The following is a 13,422-nucleotide window of genomic DNA, read 5'->3' as shown; positions in this document are numbered from 1 at the left end:
CTCACACCGTGATGTTGTCGAAGTAGGCGCGCAGCACCGCGTGATAATGCGGGTCGTCGAGCAGGAAGGAATCGTGGCCGGCGCTCGATTCGATTTCGGCGTAGCTCACGTTGCGCCGGTTGCGCATCAGCGCATCGACGATTTCGCGCGAGCGCGCCGGCGCGAACCGCCAGTCGGTCGAGAACGACACCAGCAGGAAGTCGGCCGTGGCCGGCGCGAAAGCAGCGGCAAGATCGCCACCGGCGTCGCCCGCCGGATCGAAGTAGTCGAGCGCACGGGTGGCCAGCAGATAGGTGTTGGCGTCGAAGCTGGCGGCGAACTTGTCGCCCTGATAGCGCAGGTAGGACTCGACTTCGAATTCGACCTCGAAGCTGAACTTGCGTCCGCCCTCGCGCAGCCGGCGGCCGAATTTCTCGGCCATCAGGTCGTCCGACTGATAGGTGATGTGACCGAGCATGCGCGCCAGCCTCAGACCGCGGCGCGGCAGCGTGTCGTGTTCGTAGAAGTGACCACCGTGGAAATCAGGGTCGGTGATGATGGCCTGGCGGGCGACTTCGTTGAACGCGATGTTCTGCGCCGTCAGCTTGGGCGCCGACGCGATCACGATGGCGTGGCGCACGCGCGCCGGCCGGTGGATGGCCCAGGCCATGGCCTGCATGCCGCCCAGGCTGCCGCCGATGATGGCGGCCCAGCTGTCCACGCCCAGCCGGTCGGCCAGCAGCGCCTGCGCGGCCATCCAGTCTTCGACCGTCACGATCGGAAAATCGGCCCCCCAGGGCCGGCCGGTATCCGGATTGGCGCTGACCGGACCGGTCGAGCCGTGACAGCCGCCCAGGTTGTTGATGCTGACGACGAAGAATTTCGACGTATCGAGCGGCTTGCCCGGGCCGATCAGGTTGTCCCACCAGCCCGTGTTGTTCGGTGCGTCGGCATGCACACCGGCTGCGTGGTGGTGGCCGGACAGCGCCGGGCACACCAGCACGGCGTTCGAGCGCGCGCCGTTGAGCGTGCCGTAGGTTTCGTACATCAGTTCGAAACCGGGCAGTACGGCACCACTCTTGAGCGTCAGCGGCGTGTCGAAACGGGCCGACAGCGGTGCAACGACGCCGACGCTGCCGGAAGAAAGGGGGAAATCGTTGGCCATGAAAAAACCCGGTAGGCCAAAGCCAGGACCGGGTCGCCCTCGCTTTAGCCGTATTTATTATGCGCCCGCAAGCTGAGACAAATCGGCGCACCACACTGAATCGGCATTCTGGCGAAACGGGCGGGTTTGTCAATCTCGGGCCGCCAGGCCCACTGCGGTCGCCGGGTCGGCAAATCCGCGCGCGCCTCGACGGGACGCGAACCACCCCCTAGATGCTGACCGCAGTACCGCTGACACAAACCATCAACATGCCATTGTCGGCGCCAAGCACTTCGTAGTCGATGTCGATGCCGACGATGGCATTGGCGCCGAGCTTAGCGGCGACCTCACCCATCTCTTCCATCGCGGCTTCGCGCGCGTCGGCCAGCGTACTTTCGTAGGCGCCGGCGCGGCCACCGACCACATTGCGGATGCTGGCGAACATGTCCTTGAAGATGTTGGCGCCGATGATGGCTTCACCGGTGACGACGCCGTAGTACTGGCGTATCGGTCGGCCTTCGAGCGTCTGCGTGGTGGTCATCAACATGTGTGTTTCCCTTGTCGGTCAGTCTTCGTCCATCACGGCGGTGGTATAGACGTCCTGCACATCGTCCAGACTGTCCAGCGCATCCAGAAGTTTCTGCATCCGTGCCGTGTCGTCGCCGGTCAGCACGTTCTCGTTCAGCGGCTTCATCGTCACTTCGGCGAACTCGGGCTTGAAGCCGGCCTTGTCGAGCGCGTCCTTCACGGCGACGAAATCGTTCGGCGGGCTGAGCACTTCGATCGAGCCGTCGTCGTTGCTGACGACGTCTTCGGCGCCGGCTTCCAGCGCGGCCTCCATCAGCGCATCTTCCGGCGTGCCGGGCGCGAAGATGAACTGGCCACAGTGCTTGAACATGAAAGCAACCGAGCCGTCGGTACCCAGATTGCCGCCGTATTTCGAAAACGCGTGGCGCACGTCGGCCACGGTGCGTATGCGGTTGTCGGTCAGGCAATCGACCATGACCGCCGTACCACCGATGCCGTAGCCCTCGTAACGGATTTCCTCGTAGCTCACGCCTTCAAGCTCACCGGTACCGCGCTTGATGGCGCGTTCGATGTTTTCGCCCGGCATGTTTTCGGCCTTGGCCTTGTCGACCGCCATGCGCAGGCGCGGGTTGAAGTTGGGGTCACCGCCACCCATGCGGGCGGCCACGGTGACTTCCTTGATCAGCTTGGTGAATACCTTGCCCCGCTTGGCGTCCTGCCGCCCCTTGCGGTGCTGGATATTGGCCCATTTCGAATGACCTGCCATGAATGACTTCCGTCCGTGTTGTGCGAGGGGTGATTTTAGTCGACAGCGTTGCTCGCGCACGCTCAAGTGGATCGCAGGGTACCCGTTAACGCTGTGCGGGCAAGGCTTGCCACGCCCGGACCTCACCGACTTTGCCTGGACGCATGAAGAATCGACACTCGACAACGCTTTGCCTGCTGGCCACTCTCCTGTCGCTATCGGCCGCTGCCAGCGCCGACAACGGCACGCAGGAACCGGTCTGGCGCTTGAGCGGCTTCGGCACATTCGGCGCCGGCTATCACGGCAGCGACGGCTTCACCTATCGGCGTGACCTCGAACAGGCCGGCGGCCATGACGGCGGCCGCCTCGGATTTCGTGGCGACAGCCGGATCGGCGTGCAGGCCAGCGCAAGCTTCGATGCCCGCTGGTCCGCGCAGATCCAGAGCGTCAGCCGGCTCGACAGCGAAGGAAAATGGACGCCGCAACTGTCCTGGACCTTTCTGCGCTACACGCCATCAGACAACCTGGACATGCGCATCGGAAGGCTGGGCGTTGACCTCTACCTCGATGGCGACTCGCGCCATGTAGGCTACGCCTTCACCGCCGTGCGACCGGCACCGGAAGTGCTGGGCGTGGTCACGCAGGACCTGTTCGACGGCATCGACCTGACGCTGCGCCGACCGGCTGGAGACGGACTGCTCAGCCTGCGCCTGTACGGCGGGCGCTCGCGGGGAGACCTTTCGCTGTATGGCCGTCAGTATCGTCCGCCGGAGGCGCGCCGGCTCGGTGCCACGCTTGACTGGGTGAGCGAAGGACTGACGCTGCGCGCCGCCTGGGGTGACACCTACACAACGCGGGATACCGCGTTGCAGCCACTGGCAACAGCGCTGGCGTCGGTTCCGATTCCGCTGGCACAGGCCCGGGCGGCACAGTTCGACACGTCACATCACCTGACCTTTGCCGGCCTCGGTTTTCTTTTCGAACGCGGTCCGTTCTCGGCACAGGGCATGTTCAGCTGGTCACGCTTCTCGCAGTTTCCGACCTATCGCGGACATGGGGCCAATGTCATCCTGGGTTACCGGGTGGGAGCGCTCAAGCCCTACGTGACATACTCCCGCGTATCCCTCGACCCGAGTGAAGAGACCGACCTGTCGCTGCCTGCCCCCCTTGCAGGCCTGCAGTCGGCCTACGCGGGTGCCGTGGACCGCCTGACCATGAATCAACGCAGCATCGGTGCAGGTGTGCGCTATGACTTTGCGCCCAACTACGCCCTCAAGTTCCAGGTTGATCGAATCAACGCCGCCGAGTCGATACTGATCATCGATTCCCGTGGTATGCCGGCGCGTGATGTCGGCATGACGCTCTATTCGATCGCACTGGATTTCGTGTTTTGAAGCCGGCTACACTTCTTTTGTCCCGCCTGCTCGTGGCTCTATGGCTCGCGCTGTACGGCGCTGCGGCCGCGGCCAATGGCATCGCGGTGATCGTCAATCCCGACAGCGGTATCGACAGCATCAGCCGTGAAAAGGTGAGCCATCTGTTCCTTGGTCGCATCAAGCACCTGCAGCCCGGCATGCCGGCCCTGGTCATCGACACCCTGCCGCTGCGCCAGGCGTTCTATCAGTCGCTGGTGCGGCGGGGCATTCCGGAGATCGATGCCTACTGGGCACGCCTGCGTTTCTCCGGCCGCACCCAGCCACCACTGCAGATCGAGGACGCGGCCATGGTGATCGAACGGGTCGCGCGAGACCGCAACGCCATCGGCTACATCAATGGCGCCCTGGTCGATTCACGCGTCAAGACGGTGCTGCGCCTTGAGGACTGATCCGCTGACGCGAGCTCCGGACGTCGGTGCCGGCACAGCAACGTCGCACCAGTTCGGCGCCAGCGTCGTCTGGCGCACCACCCTGCTCATCCTGTTCTTTGCCGGACTGGTCGGCATTCTGGTCGCGCTGGCCAGCACGGTGATGGTGGCGCGTGAAGAACGCGAGCGCATGAAGCAGAGCCTGGTCGAGCTGATGGAAACGGTGGAGCGCACCGCAAGTGTCGCGGCCTTCGCGCGCGACGAGCAGCTCGCCAACGAGGTCGCACGCGGTCTGCTGCGCAATGGCACCGTGTCGCGGGTGGTCATCCGCGAAGGCGAGAACGAACTGGCAGTCGTCGGCGATGCCTCGGTGGATAGCCGAACGGTGACGCTGCCAGTGCTCACGCTGCCGCTTGCTTCCCCGTTCGATCCGGCGGAGCGGGTCGGCGATCTGCAACTGTGGCCTGCCGGCGAGCGGATCGAGCATGACGCCGGTGCCTACTCGGGCTACATCGCCATCATTCTGCTGGTGCAGCTGGTCGTCGTCGTGCTGGCCGTCGCCTGGGTGGTGCTCAATGTTGTGACGCGACCGGTCAAGAAGCTGTCCGACGACCTGCACCTGCTCAAGGTGGGCAGCGGCGAACAGATCGTGCTGCCGCCTGGTCACCGGAACGACGAGATCGGCCGGCTGACCGAGGACATCAACAGCCTTATCAGCCGCACCGGCGATTTGCTGGCGGCCGAACGCGACATGCGCGCACAGCTCGAGGAATCGGAACGCAAGTTCAGGCTGCTGTTCGAAAGTGCGCAGACCGGCATCTTCACGCTCGACGGCGAAGGCGTGTTGCAGGACTGGAATCCGTGGTTTTCACGCATGCTGGGCCTGCCGGCGCACGGCGACGCTGCCCGCCGCTATGCGCTGGGCGCGCTGCTGGGCGACGACACTTCGCGTCTCGACGCATTGATGGTTCGCACACTGAGCGACCAGCGTCCGGCCGCAGCGGATTTCGAAATGCCGCATGGCACGGCGGGTTCGCTCTGGCTGCATCTGGTGCTCAACCCGATGCCCGGCAACCTGATGCAGGGCATCGTCAATGACGTGACCGAACAGAAGCGGGCCGAAGCCAGCGCAATCGCCATGGCCGAGCGCGACCCGCTGACCGGACTGCTGAACCGGCGCGGCATCGAACACCGGCTCGGAGATGCGCTGGCCTCGCTCCGGCCTGACTCGGGCCTGGCGCTGATGGTGGTCGATCTCGACGGTTTCAAGCAGGTCAATGACACGATGGGGCATGACGCCGGCGACCGCGTCCTGGTTGCCGCCGCCCGCCATCTGGAGGCGGTGGTACGGCGCACCGATCTGGTCGCCCGCATCGGTGGCGACGAATTCGTCGTTGTACTGTGCGCGCTCGAAAGCGCCGACACCGCCCGCTTCATCGCTTCGAAGATTGTCAGCACGCTGGCGCGTCCGGTCGATTGCGGCGACGGCCAGTCGGCCACCATCGGTGCCAGCGTCGGCGTGGCCTACACGGCAGCGCCGGCTGACTTGGCCGACAAGCTGATGCGCCGCGCCGACGACGCGATGTACGAAGCCAAGCGCGCCGGCAAATCGCAGTTCCGGTTCGCGACCGGGAGTTGAGTTGACGGCCCCCTGGGTCGGGCGATGCCCGCCCCGCCCCCCGAGGGGGGCACGTCGCCTTGGGGCGGCCCGGCGGCGACTTCACGGCCTGGTGCGCTGGGCGGGAGCCACGTCGCGCTTGCCAGCCGGGCAGCGTCCGCTGGTAGCATCGCGACATTCCTTCCGAAGGACTTGAAGCCATGGCCGATCCGCTCTACGTCGCCCGCGCGGGCGATCTCTCGCTCGCCCTGCTGCCCAATATGGCGAATCGTCATGGACTGATCACCGGCGCCACCGGCACCGGCAAGACGGTGACGCTGCAGTCGCTGGCCGAGCGCTTCTCCTATATAGGTACACCGGTTTTCATGGCCGACGTGAAGGGCGACCTGTCCGGCATGGGGGCGGCCGGCAGCGTCAGCCCGAAGCTGCAGCAGCGGCTCGACCTGCTCGGCATCACCGATTTCACGCCCTATCCGAGCCCGGTCTGCTTCTGGGACGTGTTCGGCCAGTCCGGCCACCCGATCCGCGCCACCATCAGCGACATGGGCCCGCTGCTGCTGGCGCGCCTGCTCGGCCTGAACGACACCCAGACCGGCGTGCTGACAATCGTATTCAAGGTGGCCGACGATCACGGCCTGCTGCTGCTCGACATGAAGGACCTGCGGGCGCTGGTGCAGCACGTCGGCGACAACGCGGCGCAATTCAAGACGCAGTACGGCAATGTGTCGACGGCATCGATCGGCGCCATCCAGCGCGGCCTGCTGACGCTGGAGGAACAGGGTGCCGACCGCTTCTTCGGCGAACCCATGCTCGACATCGCCGACCTGATGACGCACGACGAGCACGGTCGCGGCACCATCAATGTGCTGGCCGCCGACCAGTTGTACAACTCGCCCAAGCTCTATTCCACCTTCCTGCTGTGGCTGCTGGCCGAACTGTTCGAACAGTTGCCGGAAGTCGGCGATATGGACAAGCCGAAGCTCGTGTTCTTCTTCGACGAGGCGCACCTGCTGTTCAACGACGCACCGCCCGCGCTGCTCGAAAAGGTCGAGCAGGTGGTGCGGCTGATCCGCTCCAAGGGCGTCGGTGTTTATTTCGTGACGCAGAACCCGCTCGACGTGCCGGACACCGTGCTCGGCCAGCTCGGCAACCGCGTGCAGCACGCGCTGCGCGCGTTCACGCCGCGCGACCAGAAGGCGGTCAAGACGGCCGCGCAGACCATGCGCGCCAATCCCAAGTTCGACGCCGAACAGGCGATCATGGAACTGGGCACCGGCGAGGCGCTGGTGTCCTTCCTCGACGAAAAGGGCCGGCCTTCGGTGGTCGAGCGCGCCTTCGTGCTGCCGCCGGCGTCACGTCTCGGCCCGCTGACCGAGGCCGAACGGGCTGTCATCATCCAGCATTCACCGATGCGCGGTCGCTACGAACAGACGCTGGACCGCGAATCCGCATACGAAAAACTGACTGCATCGGTGGCCGCCGGCACATCGGCGACGCCGTCATCCACCGCGTCGGCACCTACCGCCGGCACGCCGGCCGCAGGCGACGGCGGCCTGCTCGGTGGTCTGAATGATCTGGTATTCGGCTCGACCGGACCGCGCGGCGGCCAGCGTGACGGCATTGCGCAGATGGCGGCGAAGACGGTCGCGCGCACCATCGCCAGTTCGGTCGGCCGCGAAATCATGCGCGGCGTGCTCGGCTCCATCCTCGGCGGGCGACGAAAATAGCCGCACCGACTGCCGCCGCAGACGCCCGGCTGGGCATCTGGCTGGCCGTCATCGCGTCGGCCGGCTTTTCGCTGAAGGCCATTCTGGCCAAGCTGGCCTATCCATATGGCGTGGACCCGGTGACGCTGGTGGCACTGCGCATGCTGTTGTCGGCGCCGGTGTTCATCGTCGTCGCGTGGCGCGAAGCGGCACGCGGTGCGCCGCTGACGCCCCGGGACTGGCTGACCGTCGGGGTACTCGGCCTGTTCGGCTACTACGGTGCGAGCATGCTGGATTTCTACGGCCTGCTCTGCATATCCGCCGGGCTGGAGCGGCTTGTGCTGTTCACCTATCCGACGCTGACACTGCTGATCGGCTGGCTGGCGCAGAGGCGGCGCATCACGCCGCGCGAAATCGTCGCCAGCCTGCTGTGCTATGGCGGCATCGCACTGGCCGTGGTGCACGACATCGAAGTCAGCGGCGAAGCGGCGACCATTGCGCTCGGCTGTCTGCTGGTGTTCGGTTCGGCACTCAGTTTCGCCATCTATCTGACCGGGGCGGGGGCACCGATCCGCAAGCTCGGCGCGACGCGCTTTTCCGCGCTGGCAACCTTGGTATCCACGGTCGCCGTCGGCCTGCACTTCGCTGCGGTACGCCCGCTCGACGCGCTGGCGCAACCGGCACCGGTCTGGTGGCTGGCGGCGGCGATGGCGCTGTTCGCCACCGTGCTGCCGGTGTTCCTGCAGTCGGCCGCGATCCGCCGCATGGGCGCGCAGACCGCGGCGCTGGTCGGAAGCACCGGGCCGGTCATCACGGTGTTCCTCGCCTGGTGGTTGCTCGCCGAGCCGGTGTCCGGCCTGCAGCTGGCCGGCACCGTACTGGTCGTGGCGGGTGTGCTGTGGGTCGGGCGCCGCTGAGCGTCAGGCGGCGAGCGACGGCACGCTGGCTTCGGTGTCGCCCAGCGTGAAGCAGAAGGTGGCGCCGGCGCCGGGTTCGGAACGCGCCCAGACGCGGCCGTTGTGACGACGGATGATGCGCTGGACCAGCGCCAGACCGATGCCGGTGCCGTCGAACTCGCCGTCGCGGTGCAACCGGTTGAACGGATGGAACAGCTTGTCGGCGTGTGCCATGTCGAAGCCGACGCCATTGTCCCGCACGTAGATCACGGCCTGCTGGCCCTTGCCTTCGCTGCCGATCTCGATCTGCGCATGCGCGGTCGGGGCGGAGAACTTCCATGCATTGCGCAGCAGATTGTCGAGCACGATGCGCAGCAGGCCGACGTCGCCGGCGACCAGCAGTCCGGGCTGTATGCGGATGTCGCACTGACGCGACGGTTCTGCGCTGCGCAGCACGTCGGTGATGTCCTGTGCCAGCGCGCTCAGGTCGACCGGCTGGCGCTGCAACGGCAGGCGCGTGACGCGCGCCAGTTCAAGCAGGTCATCGACCAGGTGTTCCATACGCAGCGCGGCGCGCAGGATGCGCTGCAGCGAATCGCGCGCACTGTCGGGCAGGCCGGTCACGCCGGGGCTGTTCAGTTCGGTGTCGAGCACGCTGGCAAAACCGTGGATCGCACGCAGCGGCCCACGCAGGTCGTGCGACACCGAATAGCTGAAGCTTTCCAGTTCCTCGAACGCGGCCTTCAGGCTGGCGGTGCGGCTGCGCACCCGCTCGTCAAGTTCGTGATTGAGCGCGCGCAGCTCCTCTTCGGCGCGCACCTGCCGGCTGACGTCGCGCGCGCTGCCGCGGTAGCCGGCGATGTGCCCGGTGGAATCGCGCCACGGGCGGGCGGACAGCGCCATGATGCGAACGCTGCCGTCCTGCTGCCGCCAGTCGATCACGACGTCGCGGAAGCTGCGCACCTCACGCGCCAGCTGCGCCGGATCGTCCGGCCGCTGCAGGCCGGGCCGGCGCATCGCGAACAGGCCGTCCAGCGTGAGCCCGCGCAGCGGCCAGGCGCCATCCGAGGTATGTACGATGACGCCATCGATGTCGGTTTCCCAGAACCAGTCGGCCGCCGCTTCAGCAAAGTCGCGCAGCCGGGTTCGTTCCGCTTCCAGTTCGCTGATCTTCTTGTCCAGCTTGTTGCGCAGGCGCTCGGCATAGAGCGCGTCGGCGTCGGTCGGTACCGGCCGGATCGCATTGCGGCTCGCGGCAGATTCCAGTTCCAGGATGAGCTTGTCGATTTCGCACGGCTTGACCAGGAACAGGTCGGCACCCAGTTGATAGGCCAGTTCCTCGTCGCGCCGGTCGGTGAAGGTGGCGGTGTAGAACACGAACGGAACGACCGACAGTTGCGGGTGGGCGCGCACCGCGCGGCACAGGCCATAACCGTCCAGCTCCGGCATCAGGATGTCCGACACGATGAGGTCGGGGGTGCCGGCGAGAGCCAGTTCGAGTGCCTGCCGTCCATCGGTCGCGGCCTGCACCTGGTGGCCCCGCGCTTCCAGCGCTGCGCTCAGCATCAGGCGCGAGTTTTCGTCGTCTTCGGCGATCAGGATGTGCATCAGATGGCCTGCATCAGGACGTTTTCGATCTGCGCCATCACGCGCAGCGGATCGACCGGCTTTTCGATGTAGCCGTTGCAACCGGCCGCCAGCACGCGTTCGCGGTCGCCCGCCATGGCAAAGGAGGTGATGGCGATCATCGGTATCGGTACGCCGGTTTCGCCAGCCCGGATGCGGCGCGCCACTTCGAGGCCGTCGATGTCGGGCAGCTGGATGTCGAGCAGGATGAAGTCGGGACGTTCGCGCAGCGCCTCGACCACGCCATCCAGTCCGGTGATCGCGCAGCGCGTGGCATAGCCACCGGCATGCAGGATGAACGTGATCAGCTCGAGATTGTTTTCGTTGTCTTCGACCACCAGCGCCGTCTTCATGGCTTGACCCTGTCACTGGCACGACCCGAGCCCTCGCGCGGCACATGCAGCGTGAAACGGCTGCCGAGCCCCGGCGTGCTGCTGACCTCGACCGAGCCGGTCAGCAGTTCGGTGGCGATCTTGCGCGTCAGATAGAGGCCGAGGCCGGTGCCGGGGGTTTTCACGCGCAGGTGGGAATCAATGCGTTCGAAGGGCTGGAACAAGCGGCTCAGGCCGGCTTCGTCCATGCCGATGCCCGTGTCTTCAACAGTGATGTCGAGCCAGCTACCACGCACACACGCCTCCACGGTGATATTCCCTTCGATCGTGTACTTTACCGCGTTGCTCATGAAATTCAGCAGGCATTGCAGCAGCCTGCGGCGGTCTGCCTGGACCATGATGCCGGGCGGCACCGACACCCGGATTTCCAGCTTCTTCTCGCGCGCGGCCGGTTGCACGGTCTGCACCGCTTCATCGACCAGCGCTGCCACCTCGATACGCTCCTCGAATACGTCGATGAAGCCGGCTTCGATCTTCGAAATGTCGATCACGTCGGTGATCAGGGCGAGCAGGTGCTTTGCCGAGCCATAAACCCGCTGCAACTGATCCTGCTGGCGCGCGGACAGTTCGCCTGCCATGCCGGCGAGCACGACACCAGTGAAGCCGATGATGGAATTGAGCGGTGTGCGCAGTTCATGCGACATCGAGGCGATGAACATCGACTTGAGCCGGTCGAGATCCTTCAGCTGCTCGTTCGCCTGCGCGAGTTCGGCGGTACGTTCGGTGACGCGCTGTTCCAGCGTTTCGTTGGCCACGCGCAGCGCAATTTCGTTGCGCTTGATGTCACCGATGTCGCGTAGCACGCTGGAAATGTACTGCACCTTGCCGCTGCCATCGAGATGCGCCAGGCGCACCGCCGACATCGGCACCAGCGTGCCGTTGCCTGCGCGCAGCACTGTTTCGCCAATCCAGATGCCGTCGCGCAGCACGGTCGGCAGCTGCACATCGATGTAGTGGCGATAGCTGTCGGCCGGATAGAAATCGCGTGCCTGCAGTCGTTCCGGCAGTTCGTCCAGTGGCAGTCCGAGCATGCGGCGCGCCGCCAGATTGAGATAGGACACATTGAGATCGGTGTCGACGGTGGACACGTAGTCGGGGGTCGCATCAAGGATTGCCGACAGACGCGCCTCCTCCTCCTGGGCGAGACGCCTCTCGCGCGCCACCAGGAAGCGCCCGAGCTGCGAGGCCAGTTCGGCAGCGAAGCGGGCTTCGTCATGCGCCCACTCGCGTGTCCGGCCACGCTGTTCAAGGCAGACCACGCCGGCCAGCCGGCCGTCGAGAAACACCGGCGCATCAAGCATGGCGGCGAGGCCTTCCCGGTCGAGGTAGTTGTCGGCGAGCTGTGCGGTGGCAGGGTGCGCGCGGGCGTCGCCGGCAGTGATCGTGCGGCCGCTGCGCAGCGCCGAGAAATAGTCGGGGAATGCCGCGGCATCAAGCACCTGGCCCTGCGTGTGGCCGTGCGTGATGGCCAGCTGGTCGATGTCGAACAGATCGAGGCAGACCAGTTGCCGCGTGTCATCGTCCAGCCGCCACACGCTGGCACGACTGACCGACAGTGACGCGGCGGCGACTTCGGTCAGCGTGGCCAGCGCATCGTCGTCACCTGCCGACAACGCGGCGTCGGTGCTCAGGCGCATGATCGCCGCCAGCTGTTTGTCCTGCCGCTCGAGCCGGCTGCGTTGTTCGCGCCGCGCGCGCAGATCGTCGGTCACGTCGATGAAGGTGGCCTGGATGGCCGGCTCGCCCCGCCACATGACCTGCCGGATGTAGGCGTCCAGCGTACGTCGCTCGCCGTCGGCGCGCGTCACGCCGGCCTGCATCGGCAGGATGCGGCCGGACGAAAGCTGGCGGCGGTTGCTGTCGCTGTCGACCACCGGCAGGTCGTCGGCGACGATCATGTCGGCCAGCGAACCTTGCGCCATCAGGTCGGCCACCGACTGGAAGCCCAGCAGCTCGGCTGCCCGCCGGTTCGCGAACAGCGGCTGGAAGCGCCGGTGGATCAGGATGCCCTGGATCGAGCCGTCGAACAGGTCGAGCAGCTGCGCTTCGCGCGTGCGTGCCCGGCGCGATGCGGTCGCACGTTCGTTCAGCGTGATCGACAGGGCATAGGACGCGATCGACAGCGTGATGATGAAGGTCTGCAGCAGCAGCAGCGCGCGCAGCGGGGTGTCGTTGCCGAACGGGCCGGTGCCCTGGCTCGTGCCCCAGAAGGCGAGCCCTTGCATGAGCACGAGCATCAGGCTCATCCAGCGCACCTTGAGGCGGATGGCCGACAGCACCAGCACGGCTGGCAGCAGGAACATGAACGGCTCCGGGCCATCCAGCACGCGCAGGAAGATCGCTGCCGTGGTCAGCAGGGTCAGCGCGGTCCACGGCAGCACCTTCGGCAGATCGGCCGCTACACGCCGCCAGTCCTGCCTGTCCAGCCAGCCGGCCACCAGCTGCACCGTCAGCACCGTACCGGCGAAGCTGGCGGCCGCATGCAGTGTCCAGTCCGAAACGTACATCGGGGCGCCCGGATGCCAGGCCAGCCGGGCGCCTTGGATGACCGACAGCAACAGCGCAATCGCGAGGAACCACATGTAGTGATCGGCGCGCATGCGTGGAAAGGGCTGCACCGGAAAATGGCGCAGCATCTGAGTGCCGGCGCCGGTCAGCAGGCCGATGACGATCGCCGAGCCGAGCGCCGACAGCGGCGTTCCGCCGGCATGCAGCGCCAGCGCGAGATCGGTCAGCATGATGGCGGGCAGGTGGCGCAGGCCGAACAACAGCACGATGGCGAACGCGATCCCCAGCGCCAGCTGGATGACCGGCGGCTGACCGTCCGACAGGCCAAGCAGCGGATCGACCAGCACGGCAGCGGCATAGGCAGGCACAGCGGCGAGCAGTGGAGCGATCTTCACGGAATGAGGCACTATCACGTGTCGGCGATAAACTGATCTGCATGTTAAAGCCGTTCCGCCCCGGGCAAGTGTGCGGAACGA

At 66.0% G+C, this 13,422-nt stretch carries 11 protein-coding genes; 5 read left to right on the top strand and 6 right to left on the bottom strand.

Annotated elements, in window-relative coordinates:
• Position 1 precedes the first annotated feature (1 nt).
• From NMQ14_RS04735 to NMQ14_RS04725, 3 genes are all read right to left on the bottom strand, one after another.
• The gene (locus NMQ14_RS04735; RefSeq protein WP_257079095.1) at positions 2-1,144 is read right to left on the bottom strand and encodes a homoserine O-acetyltransferase; all 1,143 of its coding nucleotides are present in this window, start codon (positions 1,142-1,144) and stop codon (positions 2-4) included.
• Between the two features lie 208 nt (positions 1,145-1,352).
• Positions 1,353-1,670 (bottom strand): heavy metal-binding domain-containing protein, encoded by a 318-nt coding sequence (locus NMQ14_RS04730; protein WP_257079096.1) that lies wholly within the window; start codon positions 1,668-1,670, stop codon positions 1,353-1,355.
• A gap of 18 nt (positions 1,671-1,688) precedes the next feature.
• Positions 1,689-2,417, bottom strand: coding sequence for a YebC/PmpR family DNA-binding transcriptional regulator (locus NMQ14_RS04725; protein ID WP_257093971.1), 729 nt, complete (start codon positions 2,415-2,417; stop codon positions 1,689-1,691).
• A gap of 143 nt (positions 2,418-2,560) precedes the next feature.
• Here NMQ14_RS04725 and NMQ14_RS04720 point away from each other — a divergent pair, with 143 nt between their 5' ends.
• The 5 genes from NMQ14_RS04720 to NMQ14_RS04700 all read left to right on the top strand — a co-directional run bounded on the left by NMQ14_RS04720 (position 2,561) and on the right by NMQ14_RS04700 (position 8,441).
• Positions 2,561-3,790, top strand: a complete 1,230-nt coding sequence (locus NMQ14_RS04720) for a signal protein (protein ID WP_257093969.1) — start codon at positions 2,561-2,563, stop codon at positions 3,788-3,790.
• Between the two features lie 17 nt (positions 3,791-3,807).
• Positions 3,808-4,221, top strand: a complete 414-nt coding sequence (locus NMQ14_RS04715; RefSeq protein ID WP_257093967.1) for a hypothetical protein — start codon at positions 3,808-3,810, stop codon at positions 4,219-4,221.
• Entirely contained in the window at positions 4,211-5,839 is a 1,629-nt protein-coding gene (locus NMQ14_RS04710) for a diguanylate cyclase domain-containing protein (protein WP_257093964.1), read from the top strand. The genes NMQ14_RS04715 and NMQ14_RS04710 overlap by 11 nt, the downstream gene beginning before the upstream one ends.
• 179 nt (positions 5,840-6,018) lie before the next feature.
• Positions 6,019-7,545 carry a helicase HerA-like C-terminal domain-containing protein gene (locus NMQ14_RS04705; RefSeq protein WP_257093962.1) on the top strand — a complete coding sequence of 509 codons (1,527 nt, stop codon included), beginning with the start codon at positions 6,019-6,021 and terminating at the stop codon, positions 7,543-7,545.
• A complete protein-coding gene (locus NMQ14_RS04700) occupies positions 7,542-8,441 on the top strand; it encodes a DMT family transporter (RefSeq protein ID WP_257094490.1) in 900 nt (299 codons plus the stop codon). The genes NMQ14_RS04705 and NMQ14_RS04700 overlap by 4 nt, the downstream gene beginning before the upstream one ends.
• 3 nt (positions 8,442-8,444) lie before the next feature.
• Here the strand turns inward: NMQ14_RS04700 and NMQ14_RS04695 are convergent, their stop codons facing one another.
• Genes NMQ14_RS04695 through NMQ14_RS04685 form a run of 3 tightly spaced genes read right to left on the bottom strand, consistent with a single transcriptional unit; the run spans position 8,445 to position 13,341 of the window.
• Entirely contained in the window at positions 8,445-10,028 is a 1,584-nt protein-coding gene (locus tag NMQ14_RS04695) for an ATP-binding protein (protein ID WP_257093960.1), read from the bottom strand.
• Positions 10,028-10,399: a response regulator gene (locus tag NMQ14_RS04690; protein WP_257093958.1), complete on the bottom strand. Its 372-nt coding sequence runs from the start codon at positions 10,397-10,399 to the stop codon at positions 10,028-10,030. Before NMQ14_RS04690 ends, NMQ14_RS04695 begins: the two co-directional genes overlap by 1 nt.
• Positions 10,396-13,341 carry an ATP-binding protein gene (locus NMQ14_RS04685; protein ID WP_257093956.1) on the bottom strand — a complete coding sequence of 982 codons (2,946 nt, stop codon included), beginning with the start codon at positions 13,339-13,341 and terminating at the stop codon, positions 10,396-10,398. Before NMQ14_RS04685 ends, NMQ14_RS04690 begins: the two co-directional genes overlap by 4 nt.
• Positions 13,342-13,422 lie beyond the last annotated feature (81 nt).

The organism is Methyloversatilis sp. XJ19-13 (assembly GCF_024580155.1).
GTDB lineage: Bacteria > Pseudomonadota > Gammaproteobacteria > Burkholderiales > Rhodocyclaceae > Methyloversatilis.
Note: the sequence above shows the minus strand (reverse complement) of the source record. Positions and strands in the feature narration are given on the sequence as shown.

What these genes read in the sequence shown, in the direction of transcription:
- NMQ14_RS04735 (WP_257079095.1), bottom strand. Translation starts at nt 1,144, where the DNA reads ATGGCCAACGATTTCCCCCTTTCTTCCGGCAGCGTCGGCGTCGTTGCA.
- NMQ14_RS04730 (WP_257079096.1), bottom strand. Translation starts at nt 1,670, where the DNA reads ATGTTGATGACCACCACGCAGACGCTCGAAGGCCGACCGATACGCCAG.
- NMQ14_RS04725 (WP_257093971.1), bottom strand. Translation starts at nt 2,417, where the DNA reads ATGGCAGGTCATTCGAAATGGGCCAATATCCAGCACCGCAAGGGGCGG.
- NMQ14_RS04720 (WP_257093969.1), top strand. Translation starts at nt 2,561, where the DNA reads ATGAAGAATCGACACTCGACAACGCTTTGCCTGCTGGCCACTCTCCTG.
- NMQ14_RS04705 (WP_257093962.1), top strand. Translation starts at nt 6,019, where the DNA reads ATGGCCGATCCGCTCTACGTCGCCCGCGCGGGCGATCTCTCGCTCGCC.
- NMQ14_RS04695 (WP_257093960.1), bottom strand. Translation starts at nt 10,028, where the DNA reads ATGCACATCCTGATCGCCGAAGACGACGAAAACTCGCGCCTGATGCTG.
- NMQ14_RS04690 (WP_257093958.1), bottom strand. Translation starts at nt 10,399, where the DNA reads ATGAAGACGGCGCTGGTGGTCGAAGACAACGAAAACAATCTCGAGCTG.